This is a genomic window from Providencia rettgeri (assembly GCF_023205015.1).
In the GTDB taxonomy this organism is placed as follows: Bacteria; Pseudomonadota; Gammaproteobacteria; order Enterobacterales; family Enterobacteriaceae; genus Providencia; species Providencia rettgeri_E.
In genome coordinates, this window is sequence record NZ_CP096258.1 from 2,811,886 (window position 1) to 2,832,519 (window position 20,634).

General features: G+C 35.3%; 16 protein-coding genes. 6 read left to right on the forward strand and 10 right to left on the reverse strand.

Annotated features, from left to right (window positions below; translation table 11 throughout):
• Nucleotides 1-11: 11 nt before the first annotated feature.
• The 8 genes from M0M83_RS12820 to M0M83_RS12855 form a co-directional block, all read right to left on the reverse strand.
• Nucleotides 12-2,507: a fimbria/pilus outer membrane usher protein gene (locus M0M83_RS12820; RefSeq protein ID WP_248466690.1), complete on the reverse strand. Its 2,496-nt coding sequence runs from the start codon at nucleotides 2,505-2,507 to the stop codon at nucleotides 12-14.
• Nucleotide 2,508: 1 nt separating this feature from the next.
• Nucleotides 2,509-3,210, reverse strand: a complete 702-nt coding sequence (locus M0M83_RS12825) for a fimbrial biogenesis chaperone (RefSeq protein ID WP_125891368.1) — start codon at nucleotides 3,208-3,210, stop codon at nucleotides 2,509-2,511.
• A 105-nt stretch (nucleotides 3,211-3,315) separates the two neighbouring features.
• Nucleotides 3,316-3,918: a fimbrial protein gene (locus M0M83_RS12830; RefSeq protein ID WP_248466691.1), complete on the reverse strand. Its 603-nt coding sequence runs from the start codon at nucleotides 3,916-3,918 to the stop codon at nucleotides 3,316-3,318.
• A 1,050-nt stretch (nucleotides 3,919-4,968) separates the two neighbouring features.
• Nucleotides 4,969-5,283, reverse strand: coding sequence for a helix-turn-helix domain-containing protein (locus M0M83_RS12835; RefSeq protein WP_125891370.1), 315 nt, complete (start codon nucleotides 5,281-5,283; stop codon nucleotides 4,969-4,971).
• Between the two features lie 579 nt (nucleotides 5,284-5,862).
• Complete coding sequence (locus M0M83_RS12840) at nucleotides 5,863-6,285, reverse strand: GNAT family N-acetyltransferase (RefSeq protein ID WP_125891371.1); 423 nt, start codon at nucleotides 6,283-6,285, stop codon at nucleotides 5,863-5,865.
• A gap of 97 nt (nucleotides 6,286-6,382) precedes the next feature.
• The gene (locus tag M0M83_RS12845; RefSeq protein ID WP_248466692.1) at nucleotides 6,383-6,913 is read right to left on the reverse strand and encodes an MltR family transcriptional regulator; all 531 of its coding nucleotides are present in this window, start codon (nucleotides 6,911-6,913) and stop codon (nucleotides 6,383-6,385) included.
• A 100-nt stretch (nucleotides 6,914-7,013) separates the two neighbouring features.
• On the reverse strand, nucleotides 7,014-8,174 hold the full coding sequence (locus M0M83_RS12850) for a mannitol-1-phosphate 5-dehydrogenase (RefSeq protein ID WP_213913196.1): 1,161 nt from the start codon (nucleotides 8,172-8,174) through the stop codon (nucleotides 7,014-7,016).
• An 11-nt stretch (nucleotides 8,175-8,185) separates the two neighbouring features.
• Complete coding sequence (locus tag M0M83_RS12855) at nucleotides 8,186-10,135, reverse strand: PTS mannitol transporter subunit IICBA (protein ID WP_213913195.1); 1,950 nt, start codon at nucleotides 10,133-10,135, stop codon at nucleotides 8,186-8,188.
• A 632-nt stretch (nucleotides 10,136-10,767) separates the two neighbouring features.
• On the opposite strand from M0M83_RS12855, the gene M0M83_RS12860 reads away from it, so the two are divergent.
• Nucleotides 10,768-12,003, forward strand: a complete 1,236-nt coding sequence (locus M0M83_RS12860) for an SLC13 family permease (RefSeq protein ID WP_125891375.1) — start codon at nucleotides 10,768-10,770, stop codon at nucleotides 12,001-12,003.
• Nucleotides 12,004-12,055: 52 nt separating this feature from the next.
• Here M0M83_RS12860 and M0M83_RS12865 read toward each other — a convergent pair whose 3' ends face one another.
• Together M0M83_RS12865 and M0M83_RS12870 are read right to left on the reverse strand one after the other, a co-directional pair.
• Nucleotides 12,056-12,793, reverse strand: coding sequence for a cyclase family protein (locus M0M83_RS12865; RefSeq protein ID WP_125891376.1), 738 nt, complete (start codon nucleotides 12,791-12,793; stop codon nucleotides 12,056-12,058).
• A gap of 226 nt (nucleotides 12,794-13,019) precedes the next feature.
• Nucleotides 13,020-13,862, reverse strand: coding sequence for a MetQ/NlpA family ABC transporter substrate-binding protein (locus M0M83_RS12870; RefSeq protein ID WP_248466693.1), 843 nt, complete (start codon nucleotides 13,860-13,862; stop codon nucleotides 13,020-13,022).
• Between the two features lie 212 nt (nucleotides 13,863-14,074).
• Between M0M83_RS12870 and M0M83_RS12875 the strand changes: the two genes are divergently transcribed.
• The 5 genes from M0M83_RS12875 (at nucleotide 14,075) to M0M83_RS12895 (ending at nucleotide 20,470) form a co-directional block, all read left to right on the forward strand.
• Nucleotides 14,075-15,199, forward strand: a complete 1,125-nt coding sequence (locus M0M83_RS12875) for a CMD domain-containing protein (protein WP_248466694.1) — start codon at nucleotides 14,075-14,077, stop codon at nucleotides 15,197-15,199.
• Nucleotides 15,200-15,203: 4 nt separating this feature from the next.
• Complete coding sequence (locus tag M0M83_RS12880) at nucleotides 15,204-16,664, forward strand: NAD(P)-binding domain-containing protein (protein ID WP_248466695.1); 1,461 nt, start codon at nucleotides 15,204-15,206, stop codon at nucleotides 16,662-16,664.
• A gap of 3 nt (nucleotides 16,665-16,667) precedes the next feature.
• Nucleotides 16,668-17,681: a methionine ABC transporter ATP-binding protein gene (locus M0M83_RS12885; RefSeq protein ID WP_213913189.1), complete on the forward strand. Its 1,014-nt coding sequence runs from the start codon at nucleotides 16,668-16,670 to the stop codon at nucleotides 17,679-17,681.
• Nucleotides 17,678-18,346, forward strand: coding sequence for a methionine ABC transporter permease (locus tag M0M83_RS12890; protein ID WP_125891381.1), 669 nt, complete (start codon nucleotides 17,678-17,680; stop codon nucleotides 18,344-18,346). Before M0M83_RS12885 ends, M0M83_RS12890 begins: the two co-directional genes overlap by 4 nt.
• A gap of 357 nt (nucleotides 18,347-18,703) precedes the next feature.
• Nucleotides 18,704-20,470, forward strand: a complete 1,767-nt coding sequence (locus M0M83_RS12895) for a potassium/proton antiporter (protein WP_248466696.1) — start codon at nucleotides 18,704-18,706, stop codon at nucleotides 20,468-20,470.
• The last annotated feature ends 164 nt before the right edge of the window (nucleotides 20,471-20,634 follow it).

Below are 20,634 nucleotides of genomic sequence, written 5' to 3' on the forward strand. Positions count from 1 at the left end.
TAGAATCTCTTTTAATAGCAATTTATGTCAATTTGCGATTGTGTTGTAGACATATCCTTTTTTAAATCATCAGTATTTAATATACATTCATACTTTTCCCCATCTAAACTCCAAACTGCCTTCCAGGGGTTTTCATTAACTTCATTTATATTAGGCTCTGATATAAATACAAAACCACTTTGATCTGTAATGCCTAAGCTATTATTTTCCCCATCTATTATTTTCGTACCAAAAGGAATTTTATATTTATCACTCTTAATTTTAAGTATTTTATTAAATACTTTGTTTACCTTGAACTCAACTAATGGCGATGAGCCTGAAACAGGAATAACCATTAAATTATTATCTTCTATCTCAGCGTTATTTTTGCTTTTTTTAGAATCCAATAGGATATAATTCTTTTTATACGGTGATAAGTTTGGATAAATACCATAGCCATTACCAGCAATTTCAATATTACTATTTGATGATACTTTCATGCCCTCAGCACCAACTGCTTTTATAATCGAATAAGTTTTTCCTATATTTGAGACTCTATTTATGCCACCAGAATGTAAAACAACGGCTCCTTTCATATTACCATATAACATTTTACTATTATTGCTTTGAGAATAGCCTACTGATTTCGTATTATAGCCATTATTATTTTCTACTGATAATCCAAATCCAGGAGTTGTATTTGAATTCTTATCAGTCCAAATATTTATAGAACTTGCATTTCGTGTTTTTTCATTTATCGAAGCTGCAACTCTGGTATTATACCCATTAGAATGATTTGAATAACTTGAACTGAGATTAACATTTTTATTTTTAGTATAAATAGGAATACTTGCACTTAAATATAGTGTATTATCAATTTTGTCCATATTGTTTTTATATCTAAAAATTGACATATTGTAGTTTATTCTTTTATATTGATTATTAAAACCAATAGAATAACTATAATTATCCTTATAATTACTACTCCATGGCTGTGAATAGTAACCAGACATAGATATACTACCAAAGCCTTCTGGAAGATTTTTACTTATAGATATATCAGTTAGCTGTTTTTGGCTCGAATTTATAAAAAAGTTTCTGTTATTATCAACTTGTTTCTCTGTAAGAAATTGCTCCAATTCCAAATAATTTTCATCTAAATAACGTGACATTGATAATGAAAAATAGATATCCAATGGGTGAATATCATTTTCGTAACTCATTCTTATTTTGTCATTACAAAATACACTACACGATGAATCAAGAGCCCGCTTTACATCACTCTTTGAGCGAGAGTATTCCATTGACATACCACCAATAGATGAATTTATTGTTCCTCCAACCATTGCCTGCATATAATCATTGGGAAAAATAGTTTGTACACCACTGTATATGGTAAGATTATTATTTACTCCATATTTTATAATTCCCTGAGTTAGCCAATAATTCTGTGAATAATTCATATCTAATTCACCAACATCTACGCTATACTCATACTTGCCAGGCCTCAGAAGATTAGAAATAGTAGATACAGGAATTTCCTGTACAGTTCTTTCTCCCTCAACATTCGTTAATATGATATCTAAACTACCATTTCCATAAGTTATTGGTAAATCAGTGATATTATATTCACCAGCAGGTATGTTTTTTTCATAAATAACACGACCATTATACTCAACACTGAGTAAAGAAGGTGTATTAGCTATCCCTCTGATAACTGGTGCAAAACCACTTAGTGATGTTGGCTCCATTCTCTTATCACTAGCCAATTTTGCTCCCCGATATTTAGCCCAACTAAAATATTGACTATCTGTTGTCATCTCCCCGATAGTTAAAGCAGATTTTAAGCTAGCAATTGGATACTCTGCATATAAATCATTAAATCTATTTTTTGTTGCTTTATTACTTTTTGCTGTTAATACGTTGCTAGTATATATATGCCATGAAGATAAATTTAAATGTTGATTGAAATACCCCCTATATAAATGCATATTGTTATAATTGCTTTGCCTTATATTGGTATAATTCATATCATATGAAATAGCATAACTATTGACTCCCTTACTCCATTGTTCAGGAGAAATATAGTCCTCTGGCTTTGTCGATATATAAATTTGAGGTATGTTAATACTTAATTTTTCTTCCTCATCATTATATTCCGTATATGCTCCATTTAATAATTCATCTATATAAGTACAACCTAATAACCGCTCTCTTTCTAAGAAAACCATTTCATAATTTAGTTTTAATTTATCTAAATCTTTCTGTGAAAAGCACGGTTTTAATTCACCATTGGCATTTTTAAAATTAATATTTTCCAGGCCAATCTTTTTATGATTAACATAAATATCCACATAGTATCTGCCTGGTTTTTTAACTTCATCTAATATAATGTTTTCATTATGTCCTAAATATGTTAAAAAACTAGTTTTAAACCTATCATTGGAGTTCTTAGTTTCATTAGCATAGGTAGTTTCATTAGCAAAAAAAACAAACAAAGCTGGTAATATATATTTTTTTATTTTCATATCAGCTCACAATGACCTCTTTTGATATGTAAGCCCCAAGATCATCTATGTAACTATATTTTATGTTTATATTTTTTCCATTCGTCTTATTTTTTAATTTAAATCTAGTCTCACTAAATGGAGAAATAAAACTTGAATCCATATTTACAGCATTATCATCAATTAAAACACTTCCTAAATTAACATATATTGGTGACTTATTTGTAGCAACCAAATAGCTATCATTACCACTATTTTCCATTCTCCAAGTTAATTTATCCCCCGCATCTTGCCTATTTATATTGATGTTACTAGGCAAATAAAAAAACTTAATTTTAGTGTGAATGGCAATATTAAGAGAATTCTCTGACTGACTGTTTTCAGGTGGTATATCCAAAAAATTCAACCACAACATAGTTTCTCTATCTTTAGGATATGAGTCTTTAAGCTCACTAGTTCCTATAATTCTTACCACCTTTGATTTTTCAGGTCTTATCTTAAATACAGGCTGTGTAATAATAAATTTCGAATCAGCTATTTTATCATTACTCTCATTTTCAGATAACCAAACGTGGACCAATGCTGTCTTTTTACCTAAATTATTCACCTCAAATGTTTGCTCATTTTCCGATTCATCAAATATAACTCTCGTTGTATTTATTTGAATTGTAGCTAATGACGATAAGGGCATTAGTACGATAAATAAAATAATTAATTTATTCATTTTATCATCCAATATTTATAGATATTAAATTAATGCTAATTAGTGCTGATTTATTTTAATATTTGATTTTTTATTGTAGGCTTCATTTCCTGAAGCCTTATTTTATTATGGGTAAACTACACTATATAAAAGGTTACCTTCGACTGCACCTGGGGCTACATTTTCCTTAATTGAAATATAATTAACAGTAAAATCAAATTGTGTATCTTGATTCTCTACGCGAGTTTTCTTAGGTGAAATATTTTCAGCTTTCTTAAAATCAAAATCATTATCGACTTCATCAGTAATAACCAGCTGTACTCCTTTTGCACCGCCAATTCCATCTTCTTTCATATTTCTTAAATAACCCGTAGCTGTATCAATGAATTCAGCATTATTCAAACTTTCGAATTTAATTGCATAGCCTTCTCCAGCAAGACAATTTTCACCTTTTAATCTTATGAAGAATGAAGTGCTACCTGCTCTATCATTAATCTTCCTAAAATCAGCTACATTAGCAACTGGCATATTAACAGTGAAATTATTGTTAGTCGTAGCACCACCTTCTGTATTTCCTCCTTCAATAATACAAGTAGCATCACGAATACTACCTATAAAACTTATCTTTCCATCAGGGACAGCCGCTATACTCATATTAGAAAGGATCCCCCCACTAACAAGTATTGTCGATAATAAAGTTTTACGATTAAATATTGAACTTAGTTCCATAACTTAACTCCAAATTGTTTTCGTTTTGAACATTCAAAAATAATAAAATATGTATGTGCCTATAATTTACAGTTCACATAAATATAGTTAACTAATCAGCTTGCGTGCAAATTATATAAAATGGGATATTTTATTAAAATAGTTTATATGTATCATATTATTTCTAAAAACCAAAAAAATAATCACTGCAATACACTGATATTAAACAATAAAAATAAAATCAATAATAATGAGCATAGATTCTGATATTTTTTATTTCTACATGTAAATAAGGAAGGTTCATCATGATACTTATCACTCTCATTTCGACATAAAATTTATTAACTATTTCAGTGTGGGAATCAAAATAGATTTCAATGGTTACCCCTTTAGTAAAAACAACCTATTGTTAACAAAATCACATAAGTTATTTAATATGCGTGGAGCGGGTAAAATAGTATTTACTTCGGTTAAATATGTGTTTGTAATATTGAGCAGCAGGTGGAATTGAGATAGTTTAATAGGCGTTAAAAGTATATTAATATACATTTAAGCTTTTATGATATCGTCTTTATCGAATTAGATATGAAAGGAGATAAGAATTTGGCATAAAGCCAAGAAAACAACTCATTCTATTTTTAATAATGAGTTAGCTAGATAAGGATAATCGTCATACAGCTTCCATTTTCAACCATATCTTCTTAAATATAAAGTCACTATTTAATTAACGGTGAATTGCTGTAATTTTAAAAATTCAAAACAATTACTACTTATGAAAGTTGATAATGAGAATAGAGTGTAATCCTCTTGAAGTTATTTATAGTAAGAATATTTCTACTTTACTTAATAGATGATAGATAATTATTATAATGTGTTTAAGCAAGCTGATTTAAAAATAGAAATTTCTGTACTCTGTGATCTCCTCTGCAAAACTATTTCTGTTTAAACCATAAATACAGCACATTCCCATATGGTTCACGGTAAATGTTTATCATTTGTTAGTCTTTATAGCTAGGATAGCTTATTAAATACATTAGTATATACAAATAAAAAGTTACTCTAATACCGTTACTATAGTGAGGATGTATCTATACAGTTTACACTTCCTATATTAATAACACCTTCATTTTCAAGCTCTTCAATCATCTTGTTATATATCTTTTCTTGCTCAGGCTTAATGATATGCTCAATAAATTCGTCTACTGATACATTTAGCACATTTAATATCGTTAAAATGCTTTCAAAATTCATGGATGTAATACCACGTTCATATCTTGAAACTTGCTGCTGACTGACAAATATCAACTTAGCCAATTCCTTTTCTGATAACCCTCTAGATTTCCTCGCACCACGAATGAATAAGCCAATATTTTTATTTAATTTCATATATTCCACCATATTTAACAAATCAAAAAAACAGGCGGCAAATAATAAATAAATACCCTGCATACGTAAACATTCTAAATTTGATGATATATTTTGTTACATTATTTTTCATTTCCTTTCATTTTATGTTATCGTGAACATTAACTTATCAGTCATACTCATCTAACAGAAACTTAAACCATAGCTAAATAAGATTTAAATTAATATAAATGATTCATGACATTATTGTATTTTCCCTTCCATTTGACATGCTTGGTTTCAAATAAAAACATTTTGAAACATTCGACCGTTATTAATACACGCATAGGGAGTTAAAAAATATTTAACAATAAGAATACAATTTAATTAGATAAATAAGTTAAAATAATCACTTTTAATAGATAAAAAATCCAATACCATCAGCTGTACATTAATGCTTGGTGAGCTAATTAGTAGTCAAATAGAGTTATTCTTCGTATTAAATAAAGCTAGTCCAACTTCTTCAAAATACCCTCTACTTATTGTTCTAAATGCTTTTTATCGTATTAATACAAATGATAACAATGTCAACTTACAGCAGATTAAATGCAGTAAATATGATTATGATAATTCAATTTTAGTGAGATAATGCCTTTCCATGCCTGTCTCAGGGAAATCAGGCAATGACATTTGTTTCACATACCCTAATTTTTCATAAAATGGCAAGGCTTGAAAACTGAAGGTGTCAACTAAGCTATGAATACAACCTATTTTGATTGCTTCCCGTTCAGCAGCCTTCATCAATTTACTGCCTAACCCCATTTTTCTGGCGTCCTCACTCACCCATAAAAAATCAATACAGAGCCAATTCGCCTTCACAGAAGCCAGTAATCCTCCAAGCATAACACCAGAGTCATTTTTAAAATAAACGCCTAGCTCACCAAAACGTTCTGCATTCAAATATTGGATATTAAAACTACGTAACCCTGCAAGGAGTTCTTCTTTATCTTCAGTGGTGATTTCATGTGCAATAATAATATTCATTCGATGCTCTGTTAATACTCGGCTAATAACGTGTTATTTCAAACATATTTACTTTGATAAGTAAACAGTAAAATAGGAGAGGATTGAATATGCTATTTTAAAATACATCAGTTTCTATAATTTGGGTAATTAAAGCCGTTACAGACAATACCAATGAGGATTTGATCATTTGCTGAAAACGGTGTTTTTGTAATTCAATTAATTGGTTATCGACAAGATCCTCTGGTTGATTGAATCTCATCATTTCTGGTAAAGGTTCCATACAATGAAGCATTTTAATACTGCCTAAAATTTCATCATCGGTGAAATTCAGATCCACGTTTTCTACTGATAACGATCCATTCAAAGCAAGGAATAATTCTATATCCTCATAGGTTTCTCGAGAAATAGCCCCTAATGCAAATAGGAGTTTCAAACGAACTGATAACTCACCTAATGGGCCATTTCCAGTCAAAAGAGGCTCAACTGCATATTTTACTGCATAATCATCCTTTCTAAAAACTTTTAACATTAATTTATCAATAGCTTGTGAGATTAAAATAACAACCTCCTGGACAAATAAATGCACCTCCGGTCGTTGATTTAACCGTTCAAGAACTTGATTTTCAATGTTTTGTTTATTTTCCATATTAGCTTCTTTTATCACTTTATAGCTATATTACTTTATCTCACATAGCAAATAGCCATAAAGTGATTGAACCTCAAAAATTAATCCATTACCCGTAATATTACTTATTATTCAGCATCATTAATTGATATTGAGTACAAATTCTATCAATTATCTCTGGATATTGCTCTAACCCACAAAGCTCAACAACCGCTTGATATATACCTTTGCAAGCAACTAGCTTTGCCATTTCATTTGCTTGGGGATCGGCTTCACATCTGAAATGTAATGCGGCAGCAATTCCTATGATCAGATTTTCATTTGGTAATTGGTATTCTAATGTGCCTAACAACGGCTTAATTAAGCGATCATTAGAACTTAATTTTCTCATAGGCTGCCGCCCTACTCGACTGACATCATCTTTTAAATATGGGTTTGAAAAGCGACTTAGTATTTTATCTATGTATTGATTATGTATTTGTGAATCAAAACCATAACGTTGAATTAAAACTTGTCCGCTTTCTTGCATAGCTGATTTAACAACAGTATAGATCCTCAAATCTCCAATTGCCTCGCTGATTGTCTGGTACCCATATCGCTGCCCTAAATACGCTGTCATTGCATGACCTGTATTTAATGTAAATAATTTACGTTCAACAAATGCCATTAGATTGTTCGTCAATTCCATTCCATCGATAATAGGAATATCACCAACAAATTGTGTTCGGTCAACAATCCACTCACTAAAGGATTCGACAGTAACATCAAGTGGGTCATCATTCGCTGCATCCATCGGAGGAACGATCCGGTCAACTGCGGAGTCTACAAAACCAATATGTTGGTCAACCCATTGATGTAATTCTTCCGGCAAATGAACCAACACATGTTGTTTTAATTGGCTAGTTCCCCTTACCATATTTTCACATGCAATTATATTGAGTGGCTGGTTATTTCCCTGCGATTTTCTATAAATTATGCCTTTAGCTATCGTTGACGCTATTTTTTCAAGTACTTGTGGCCCGACAGCAGTTGTAAGCATATCCGCTGTTGCAATAAACTCTATCGTTTTAGGGTCATTACTATTAACAGCGTGAATGTGTTGGACTTTCTCGATACGATTTTCCTGACCAACAACATGAACATTATAAGATTGCTGATGCGCGAGTTGGTCAATTAATGGCTGATTGACATCAGTAAAAGTTACTTGTGAATTTGCGTCTGCTAATAATTTACCAATAAAACCGCGGCCTATATTTCCTGCACCAAAATGAATGACTTTCATTATTATTCTCCTTATGCTGCACTTTGAGACGCTAAAATTTCGAGTACTTCCTGAACATCTTGGGTTTCACATAAACGCTCAATAACCCCATCTTCATCTAACGCGGAAGTAATTCGTGTGATAACTTCAATGTGCTCATTATTTTGTGCTGCAATACCAATAACTAAGCGGGCAATTTCATCAGGTTCTTCACCAAATTGTACGCCTTCAGGGTATTGGCAAATAACAATGCCGGTTTTTAATACACGATCTTTTGCTTCTATGGTGCCATGAGGAACAGCAATAGATTCACCTAGATAGGTTGAAGTCAGTTTTTCGCGAGCTAACATCGCCTCAATATAGTCAGGCTCAACATAGCCACCCTCAACTAATTTTTGCCCTGCAAATTGAATGGCTTGCGTTTTATTCTGTGCAGATAGGTTTAAATGAATATGCTTTGCACTCAATGTAAATATCGCATCATCATGATCTTCCATTTCATAGGATTCATCATTTGCTGCAATAATCGTTTGTTTAACCAGTCGTCCATCATTTGCTGCTTTAGGATTTTTTTTAGCTATTAAATTGGTGACTAAATCATTATACGTTTGGCTATCTAAGAAGTTTGTTAAAGAAATATGCATTGCATTTGGTGCAAATGACTGTGCCCTTTGTGTTAGGTCTCTATGAGTAATGACAATATCAACGTTATCTGGCAGGTCGTTAATTGCCATATTAGTGACGGTAATATCGATTAACCCTGCATCTCGCACTTTTTTGGCTAATACCCCAGCCCCCATTGCACTTGACCCCATGCCTGCATCACAAGCAACAATAATGCTGCGCACTTGAGCTAAATTGATAGAGGTATCTTTATTGATTGAGCTTGTTGCTGATGACTTTGATTGCGTTTTCATATTGCGCATTTTTTTCGTCGCACTTTCGAGCTCATCATCATCGCCAATTCGTGTTCGTTTTAATAAAAGTACTGAAACGATAAAAGAAACAACTGTAGCACTGGTGACTGATAAAATAACGCCAATAAGTGATGATTTAGGGGTCATCAGTAGAACTGCAAATATTGAACCCGGTGATGCTGGGGAGACTAACCCTGCATGAAAAAGGTTCATAACAAACACTCCTGTCATCCCGCCCAGAATAACAGCAAGAATTAACCGAGGGTTCATTAAGACATAGGGGAAATAAATCTCATGAATCCCACCAAAAAAGTGAATAATTGCGGCCCCTGGTGCAGATTGCTTGGCATTACCTTTACCAAAAAACATATAAGCGAGTAAAACGCCTAAACCTGGTCCGGGGTTTGCTTCAATTAAGAAAAAGATGGAGGAACCTGTTTCAGATGCTTGCTGAATACCTAACGGTGAAAAAATACCGTGATTAATAGCATTATTGAGAAATAAGATTTTTGCAGGTTCAACAAAAATAGACGTGAGTGGAAGTAAGTTATTCTCCACCATCACGTTCACACCAGCCGCTAATATTTTGGATAACCCTGCAACAAGAGGACCGATCGCTAAATAAGCCAAAATAGCTAATAACATGCCGATAATGCCGGATGAAAAATTATTCACCAACATTTCAAAACCTGTTTTAACCTTGCCTTCAATCCACAAATCAAAACGTTTTATTGCATATCCGCCTAATGGGCCAGCAATCATTGCCCCCATAAACATCGGCATGTCAGCACCAACAATGACTCCCATTGTTGTTATTGCACCAACTATTCCACCCCGCTCTCCACCGACCAAACGGCCACCGGTATAACCGATTAATAGAGGGAGTAAATAGGTGATCATAGGACCAACAAGTTGAGCTAATGTCTCATTAGGCCACCAGCCCGTTGGGATAAATAACGCGGTAATTAATCCCCAAGCGATGAAAGCACCGATATTAGGCATAACCATATTACTGAGGAAACGCCCAAAATTCTGTACCTTTAATTTGATATTTGATGTTACCATGATAGAACCCCGTGGTACGAGAATGATAAAGTTGTAACGTTATCGCCAAATAACGTCTGTGATTTTTTCAACTCTTTCACTCTAGCATGAGCTTTATCAGATCCGCACCACGTGGGCCTTTATGTGAACAAGATCACTATTAGCCCCCGACTTACCCCACCTTTATATTGATGAAGATCACATAAAAATCATGTTACTAAATTACATTGCTCTTTTTTCACACAAAAAAACCATTTTTAGTGATGTTAGTCACAGTTTAAAACTCGTTATTTATCTTCAATTAGTGAAGAACATCACAATTTATTTTCTATTTATCTTTTTTATCCTGTGGACTGATATCAATTATCCAACTGTACAAATCACTTTTTATATTTTGTAATAAAATTACTAAACGCACTTTCTTCATTTTTCTTTGCATGCTGCAATAAATCACATTATCGTCTTTCGTAGTCAATGCCTGTTATTGCTATGTGAAAACTTCATTTTCTATTTCATTATTACTACCGTCTTTTTGCGATAATCTTAAACTGAATTAACGACAACGTATTATTATCAATACATTATTTAACCTTGCTTAGTCTGGTCTTCACCGATAAATTACCTCTAATTTTCTTAATTAAAATGTGAATATCATGACGTTAACCATTATTGTTTTTCTTTTGGTTTATATTGCGATGGGCTTTGGTAAGCTACCCGGCTTTAAAGTTGATAGAACTGGCGCTGCGGTTATTGGTGCCCTAGCTATGATGGCTATTGGTAGTATTACCCCTCCTCATGCATGGAATGCTATCGATTACCGAACGATTGGGATGTTATTCGGGCTTATGGTTGTTTCAGCTTCTTTTGTTGTGTCTGGTTTTTATAGCTGGACCGCAAATAAAGTCGCAATGCTAAAAGTTTCGCCCCCTATATTACTCGCTGTTTTAATTCTTGTTGGTGGCTTTCTTTCCGCATTGCTCACGAATGATGTTGTTGTTGTCGCGATGACTCCATTATTAGTATCAATTAGTTTATCTCGCGGTTTAAACCCAATTCCTTTTTTACTTGGCTTTTGTTTCGCAGCGAATAACGGAGCTGCAGGTTCATTAATTGGTAGCCCACAAAATATGATCGCAGCACAAGGGCTTGATATCTCGTTTGTTGGCTTATTACAGGCATCAGCAATACCAGCCCTACTTTCCTTACCATTAACATGGTTAGTACTCGTTTGGTTATATCGTCATCGTTGGTATTTGACTAAAGAAAATACGCTCTCAACTCCCCCTAAATCAACCCAAGAAACATTAGATGTCTGGGAGACAGCAAAAGCAGGTGTCATTACTTTCGCAGTCATCATTACCTTTATTGTGACTGATATTCCTAAAGAACTTATTGCATTAACGGCTGCTGGATTTTTATTATTAAATCGATCTATTGCCTCGAGTGATATGCTTAAACTCGTTGATGGTAATCTTTTATTACTCATCATGGGGCTATTTGTTGTCAATGCCGCTTTTGCTGCCACGGGACTACCTCAGCAATTATTAACTGATTTGCGAAACTACGGTGTGGACCTCAATAATCCATTAGCCCTATTTCTAGTGACCGGTGTCCTAAGTACTATTGTTGGAAATAATCCTTCCGTCATGCTACTTGTTCCTTTCTTAACACCTGAAGGCAATGCCGATTCGTTAGGCGCTGCTCTCGTATTGGGTTCTGGTTTTTCAAGTAACTTACTGGTCTTCGGTAGCCTTGCTGGCATTATTGTCGTTGAGCAATCAGCGGCATATGGCGTGAAAATTTCTTTCGGTGAGTTCTCTAAATCAGGGGGAATTGTCGCGCTATTGTGTATGCTATTAGCCGCTGCTTGGATTTTACTTGCGTTATAGTCGTTTTAACCAATCTGCTATCACACTGGCAGATTGGTTATCATGATATTTTCTATGGCAGGATCGCAAAAGAACGAACAGGAAAACCACTGGCATTATTGGGTTTTGCGACGATATTAAAAATTACCGCGCCACGTGTGGGCACTTGGTCTAAATTAGCGAGTAATTCAACTTGGTAGGTATCTTGTTCTAATACATAATACTCACCGAGTAATGCATTATTTTTTCGAAAATCTTTTGCGGCATCAGTATCAAATGTTTCATGGCCAATTGCTTTTATACCGCGTTCTTCAAATAAAAATTTGAGTGCGTCCATACCCCAACCCGGTATTTGGTTATTGCCCTCGTCATCTTTATTATCCATAAGCTCTTGTGATGGCCAACGTTTACTCCAGTCAGTGCGTAATGCGACAAAACTCCCAGATTCAATTCGGCCATTTTTCGCTTCAAAATTAAGGATATCATCAAGAGAAAATGCAAAATTAGGATCTTCTTTTGCTCTCTCAGACTGGTCAATAACAATTAATGGCAGAACAAGTTCCTTTAATTCGAGCTCATGTAAATAACGTTTTCCTTCCACGAAATGGCAAGGTGCATCAATATGGGTGCCATATTGCCCTGGAAATGTAAACTGCTGCGCAAAAAAGCCTTCTGGGTAGCCAAATAATGTTTTAAATTCGGCAGAGTCAAACATAAAAAAATGCGGTGAGTCTTTATCGAAACTATGGGTCAAATCGACCCATTTTTTAGATTTTATTATATTAAATGCATCAATTAATTCATTGCTCATATTTGCCCCTGTCAGTTCTATTGTCTAAATAAACCTATCTACAAACTATTTTTATAATGCCTTTCCTAACCTATTAAATAACGAAAAAACATTCTGTTGTCTACAAATTCAACACGAATCTTTTTCATATTAAATAAGTAAGATATTTAGTTTATATAGAAAAAACCACTAATTAATAAAAATTAGTGGTCAACATAATAATCAAAATAAAAAATAAACTAGGATTTTATTTAGGATATTTATTCCAGCTCTCAGGTTCAATAAAGCCATCATAAATACGCTGCGAACGAATATAATCTGCATACTCTTTAGACTCAAAAGCGTCTTTCAAATCTTTTGCCCACTGAGCATCTAAATCTTTTTGCATAACAGTCACAATAACGCGATGCTCTAGCGGTGAATTTTCTACAACTAAACCATCAGCAATACGTTGGCCGGCACTTGCCACATAGTTACCATTCACAACAACAAAATCAACATCATCTAATAATCGCAACCCTTGTGCCGCATCGGTTTCTCGAATATCTAAGTTATATTCATTTGGGGAGATATCATTAACACTAAAACTTAATGTACTCACATCTGGCTTAATTTTTATCCAACCTAACTTTTCCAAGATCCTCGCGCCACGCTCTGCATTAACGGAGTCATTAGATAACGCAACAATCATACCGTCTTTCACTTCATCCAGTGTTTTATGTTTATTTGACCGCAGACTTTGAGGTGCACTCGGTGAGTCTGTTAACGCCACCATATTAATATTATTCTTTTTGTTATAAGCCTCCATATAGGCGCGGCTTTGGTTTACAGATGCATCAATAGAGCCTTCCTCAAAAGCAGGGTTAATTTGTCTATTCTGGGAAAATTGGCGCAAATTAACGGTATAACCTTTTTTCTCTAAAATCGGTACGATACCTTTGTCTACTTGGTCAATATAATTGCCAACACCAAAACCTATTGTAATTTGTTTTTTATTCGGATTATCTTTTTCGCTATTATCGCCACACCCAGCCAGCACCGCTAAAGCTGCAGTAATTAAAGATAAATTTATTAATTTTTGTTTTAACATAGATAACAACCCTGTAAAGATATTTTGGGCAGTATAATCATAATTAGCGAGTACAACTTAGACTATATCGTTATAACTTAATACTAAAGTAATATAAGAATGGCATTTGATTCCTTTTAGTTATAAGTATATAACAAATAGATCGTTCGATTAGTAATGTGATTGATATGTAATGAAGGAGATAAAAAACATTTAAAAAAGTGAGTTGCTTTATGAGTCTTTCCTATAATGATGTAATTAATTCTTTAACTAATTTAACACCAGATTCCAGCCTAGCTAAAATTCGCCATGAACGCGCAGTGGCGACTGAAAATACTCAAGCCGTATTTGACGCTATTTTTTCTACGCCATCGACACTTCTCACAAATGATGTGAAATATTATTTTGCCTATGAAGTTGCAAAAGTGACAGGGAGTCCCCGCCTCACTGAATTTTATTTTCAATTAATAGACTCAATGCCTGATGAACCGCTTAGCAAACCACTGGCTACAGCAAAAGAATATCTGCAAGTTTTAACACAATCACCTAAAGATACCCATTACCAATTAATGACTGCGTTAACTGAACAAGGTTGGCAACAAAGTGACATCATTCTACTTGCTCAATTAATAACTTATGTCACCTATCAAGCGCGTCTAATCGAAGGGGTTCTGTTACTGACGAATAATAGTCATCTTGCACATAACTCACCTAAAGTGGTGGCTGGCAAATGGAACCACCAACCATTAACCCGCAAAGGAGAACCTTCCCCAACGGCTTTTACACAAGATAATTTAGGATGGGAAGCTTGGATTTCAGCAAGGGATGCAAAAACGCTATCCGCTGAAGAAGCCCAAATCATGAAAAAATTTGGTCAATTAAACTCTGAGTATTTTTTACTACTCGCCCATCAAAGTAAGATTTTAGAGTTACGAACTTTAATTGACCGTGGCGTATTTTATACCTCAGAAGGGTTACCTCGCTGGGAACGTGAATTCGCTGCAGCCGTAACCAGCAAAGTTAATGGCTGTATATACTGCGCTTCTGTACATGCGAGAAAAGCCAGCCAGTATGCAAAAGAACGACGCGCTGATGTTGATAAACTACTAGCAACTGCGACGGGTTCAGTACTTGCTGAAGGTTTTGATGACAGACTCCTAGCCATTACAGATTTAGTCGCCTCTTTATCTGCAACCCCCATCCAAGCCACACCATCACAAATTAAAGAGTTAAAAAATTTGGGGTTATCTGAACTTGAATTACTTGATTTAGTTCAATCCACGGCCTTCTTTTCATGGGCGAACCGCTTAATGTTATCGCTGGGTGAGCCCTTTGAAATAGTAGAGGACAAGGAGTAATTCAATGGAACTGATTATGGGTTTAGAGGTATTAGAAGCGCAAATAAAACAAGATTTGCAGTATTTAAATTTACCGATAACGTCTTGGTCATTATCAAAAAATGACCCTGAAAACCAAACTATTGATGTCGCTATCATTGGTGCGGGTATGTCCGGGATCACAGCTGCGTTCGCTCTGAAGTTACGTGGTATCAATGCCGTTGTTTTCGACCAAGCCCCTGTAGGCAAAGAAGGCCCATGGCAAAGCCCTGCATTAATGGAAACATTACGTTCCCCAAAACATGTGGTTGGCCCTGCGCTTGCATCCCCCTCTTTAACTTTTCAAGCTTGGTTTAAAGCCCAGTTTGGCATTCAAAAATGGGATGAACTCGATAAGATTCCACGTTTGCAGTGGGGGGAATACCTGCAATGGTATAAAACCATGACAAAACCCTTTGTACTTAACCAATACCAATTAGTCGATGTGCAATTAAACGATAACTACCGTGAATTAATTTTTGATACTCCTAACGGTACTGTCAGGTATCAAGCACAACATGTTATTTTATCGACGGGTATGGAGTCTTTTAGTGAAGCTAATATCCCTAATTTTATGAATGATATCCCAACAACCTATTGGGAACATTCATATGCAGGTACTGACTATCGTCGTTTTAAAGGCTTAGACATTGGTGTTGTGGGTTATAGTGCCGGTGCGATGGATAGTTCAGCAACAGCATTAGAAAATGGCGCTAATTCAGTTGAGATTTTGATCCGCGCTAGCGACATGCCCCGCGTAAATCGAGGAAAAGTTGCCGGAAGTGCAGGTTTTACCAATGCATATGCCTATTTTACAGATGCTCAGAAATGGCATTACACCGATTATGTTGCCAAAGCCAAAACGCCAGCTCCCCATGGCAGTACGTTGAGAGTTTCTCGCCATAAAAATGCTTATTTCAATTTCAATACCCAAGTTAAATTTATTGAATTGAAAAATAAAAAATTGCATGTCACAACAACGACAGACAAATTCGTATTAGATTATTTAATCTTGGCAACTGGCTATCGGATTAATTGGGCCAAACACGGTGCCTTTCATCAATTATCTCCGCTAGTTAAAACGTGGGGAGATGCATACACGCCATCCATTCATGAAGAAAATACAGAGTTAGCTTCACATCCTTATTTAGGTAATCACTTTGAGTTTCAAGCTAAACACAAGCAAGACACATTAAAAATCAATCAGTTATATTGTTTTAACTTAAGTGCATCGCTCAGTATGGGCCCGGTCATAGGGTTAATCCCTGGAACGAATATTGGGGCAGAACGATTGGCTGACCATATTGCAGCTCAATTGTACTTGAGCCATCAAGAACAACACCTTGAGCAAGTCAAAAATAGCCAAGAGGCTGAATTATTAGGTGATGAGTGGCAACCCGCTGCACCACCTTCAGAACGCGTGCAATTAACTGATAATGTAGAGTAAATCATGATTACCTTTCAAAATATTCAAAAAGTCTATGAAAAAGATGGGCAGTCTTTAGTTGCATTGCAAGACATTAATTTGCATATCAATAAAGGTGATATCTTTGGATTTATTGGTTATAGCGGAGCGGGTAAAAGTTCACTTATCCGCTTGGTGAATCAATTAGAAAAACCAACCAGTGGTGCCGTTATTATCAATGGCCAGAATATTGCTGAACATACCCCTGCAGAAACTCGTTCACATAAAAAAAGCATCGGTATGATTTTCCAGCATTTCAATTTGCTAGAAACGAAAACTGTTGCTCAAAATATTGCGATGCCCTTATTACTTTCAGGTGTCGATAAACAAGAAATCACTCGGCGAGTTGATAGTATTCTTGAATATGTCGAGCTTAGCGATAAAAAAAACCAATACCCTGGGCAGTTATCTGGTGGGCAAAAGCAGCGTGTGGGGATTGCGCGTGCGTTGATCAACAACCCACAAATTTTACTATGTGATGAGGCCACTTCAGCACTCGACCCACAAACGACGCGCTCAATTTTGCAATTACTAAAAAAGATCAATCAAGAGCAACACATTACTATCTTGCTAGTTACTCACGAAATGGAAGTTATTGAACAAATTTGTAACCGTGTTGCTGTTATGGGGTCTGGCAAAATTGTCGAAGAAGGAACTGTACTTGATATTTTTGCCAACCCACGCCAAGACACAACCAAGAAATTTGTAGGAACCGTATTAAACGAAGAAATTCCAGAACGCGTTCTACATAACTTAGAACATCAACAAGATGTTTATCGTCTTGAATTTTTAGGGGCTTCCGCGCAACAACCTGTCGTTAATGAGTTAATACTCAAAGAAATTGTCAAAATAAATATCTTATTTGCCAATATGAAAGAGATCAGTGGTGTCGTGCTGGGCAGTATGTTTGTCCAATTTATTGGTGATAAAGAAAAAATTGATGAAGCCGTTGCTTTTCTTCGCCAACGTGGAGTTGCAGTCAATCAGGGGGCGCTATGACACAATTATTTGAAACCGCTTTAACGACGAAACAGTTTTTATTAGCGATGTCAGAAACCTTTACGATGGTCAGCATTGCCCTTGTATTAGGTTCTATATTTGGGATCCTATTAGGTATCGTACTTGTTGTAACGAGGCCAGAAGGTATCTGGGAAAATAAATGTATTTATCGCATTGTGAACCCGATTATTAATATTATTCGTTCATTGCCTTTTATCATCTTATTAGTTGCAATGATCCCCCTTACGCGCTTTATGGTAGGAACCTCAATAGGAACAACTGCAGCCATTGTGCCATTAGTCATTTTTATTGCTCCCTATACTGCACGCTTAGTTGAAAACTCATTACTTAGTGTACATTCAGGTATTATTGAAGCGGCTGATTCTATGGGAGCAACAAATTGGCAGATTGTTTGGCACTTCATTTTACCTGAAGCGAAGTCATCATTAATTCTCAGTTTAACCGCTGCCAGTATTACTTTAGTTGGTGCAACCGCGATGGCAGGAGCCGTTGGTGGTGGCGGTGTCGGTGACTTGGCCCTAAACTACGGCTACCAACGTTTTGATAATGTAGCAATGGCTATCACCGTTGTCACATTAGTGATTATCGTACAAGGCATGCAATTTATTGGTGACTATTTAGCGAAAAAAGCACGCTTCCATTAGTTTCGTGGTAAAGGTCGAAAATATATTCGGCCTTTTCTCTTTTACCTGACTTTATAAGTGTCGATTATCATCCTTAATACTTGCGGCAGCCCCAACACCATAATTATCGTTAATAGAAAAAATTAACAATAAAACTCACTCTCGCGCTTACTTATTCATATTTATCATTTTTTTACGTATTTTAGTGCTCTTTTATAGTGAAAAATGCGATAAATAATCAAATCATTTAAATTTATTTATATTATAATCATGTAGATATATATTTTAATGGATGTTATCTGCTTTTTGCTAAAATAATCTGTTCTCAATGTATATTTAATCATTTTGTTGTTTTTTGCTTTCTACGCGCGCTTTACGATGCATCGTCAGCGTTTTATTCACTTACAGATTAAACTGATTATGCCAACTATTGAACAACTTATTTTATTGATTTCTATACTTATTCTTTTGGGGATTTTCTCTAGTAAATTGTCTGCTAGACTCGGTTTACCCATGCTTGTCATGTTTTTATTTGTTGGCATGTTAGCGGGTGAAGATGGGATAGGTAAAATTACGTTTGATAACGTTAATGTTTCGTATGCCGTTGGCTCTCTCGCACTTGCTTTAATTTTATTTGATGGGGGTCTTCAAACATCAGTAAAATCTATTCGTCTAGTTTGGAAACCGTCTTTTACACTAGCAACACTAGGCGTTCTTGTAACCGCTGGGGTGACTGGCCTCGCGGCGGCTTATATCCTCGACGTTCCTCTTCTGGAAGGTCTATTGTTAGGCGCGATCGTCGGTTCTACGGATGCTGCCGCCGTTTTTTCCTTACTGCGCAACGCCGGGATCTATTTAAATGAACGCCTGCAATCGACTTTAGAAATAGAAAGTGCAACCAATGACCCCACTGCTATATTCTTAACGGTTGGCTTATTACAACTCTTAATGAATCCACAAGCTTCAGGTAGTGAGTTAATTCTGCTATTTTTTAGCCAGATGGGGATAGGTACAGTTGTTGGTTTGAGTGTAGGCTGGGTTTCAGTCAAAATTATCAATAAGATTAAACTAATAGCTACTGGGTTATATCCTGTGCTTGTCGCTGCCTGTGGGCTGCTTTCTTTCGGTCTCGCAAGTAATTTAGAAGGTAGTGGCTTCTTATCTATTTTTGTTACTGGTGTAGTAATTGGTAACCATCGGTTTGTTTTTCAACGCAATACATTTTTGTTCCATGATGGATTAGCATGGCTAAGCCAAATTATCATGTTTGTTATGTTAGGGTTACTTGTCAACCCAAGCTCTCTAATTGAAGTCTGGCTTGAAGGTTTGATTATTGCCCTTGTCTTAACGTTTATCGCAAGGCCATTGGCTGTAATACCGGTTCTAAAATTATTTGGTTTCCCTAAACCTGAAATTACATTAATTTCTTGGGTAGGATTACGTGGCTCTGTCCCTATTATTCTTGCTATTTTTCCGTTTATCTATGGTTTACCTAATGCTCATCTAATTTTTGACGTAGTTTTCTTTGTGGTATTAATTTCAGCGACCTTACAAGGTTCAACCTTGCCTTATGTTGCACGCAAATTAAATTTAATGCAGCCACCGCCATTGATCCCTGCGGCAACGTTAGATATTACCGCTGTAGACCAAATAGATGCAGATTTAGTGGAATATACATTAGGTGAGGATTGCTCTGCAGTAGGTCGTCGATTATCGCAACTTGCATTACCTGACCAAACTGTTATTGCAATGATCACGCGAGAAAAAAGTGTTTTACCTCCAAGAGGGTCAACTATCCTTCATGCCGATGACCATTTATTTGTTGTTCTTAAACCTGAGAATCGTATTTTTCTGGAGCATTTATTTTCAGAAAAAAACATCTCTGAAAACACGCCTATTGAACTACCCGAAACAGGATTAAGTTTAAAAGGAACGACCCGATTAAATGAGATCCACTCATCTTATGGTATCCAAATTGATAATGGCGATGAAAGAACGCTTAACCAATTTATTTATGCTTCTATATCAGAACCTTTACAAGATACCGTCTTGAAATTAGAACAACTGCAATTAAAAATTGGGGAAATGATAGGGACACGCATCATAACCGTAATATTAGAACCAATTAAAGAGATGGAAGGTTGACTATGTTCAAATGTGCCAGAGATAATGACTCCCATTTTAAGTAATAGTGAATTCAACGATAAAAAATAAAAGCCCTTTCGGGCTTTTATTTGTTCTTTTATGAAACATGGAATAATAATAGTTATTGTCTGATTTAAACTATAAACAGCAATTGTGTTTAATTT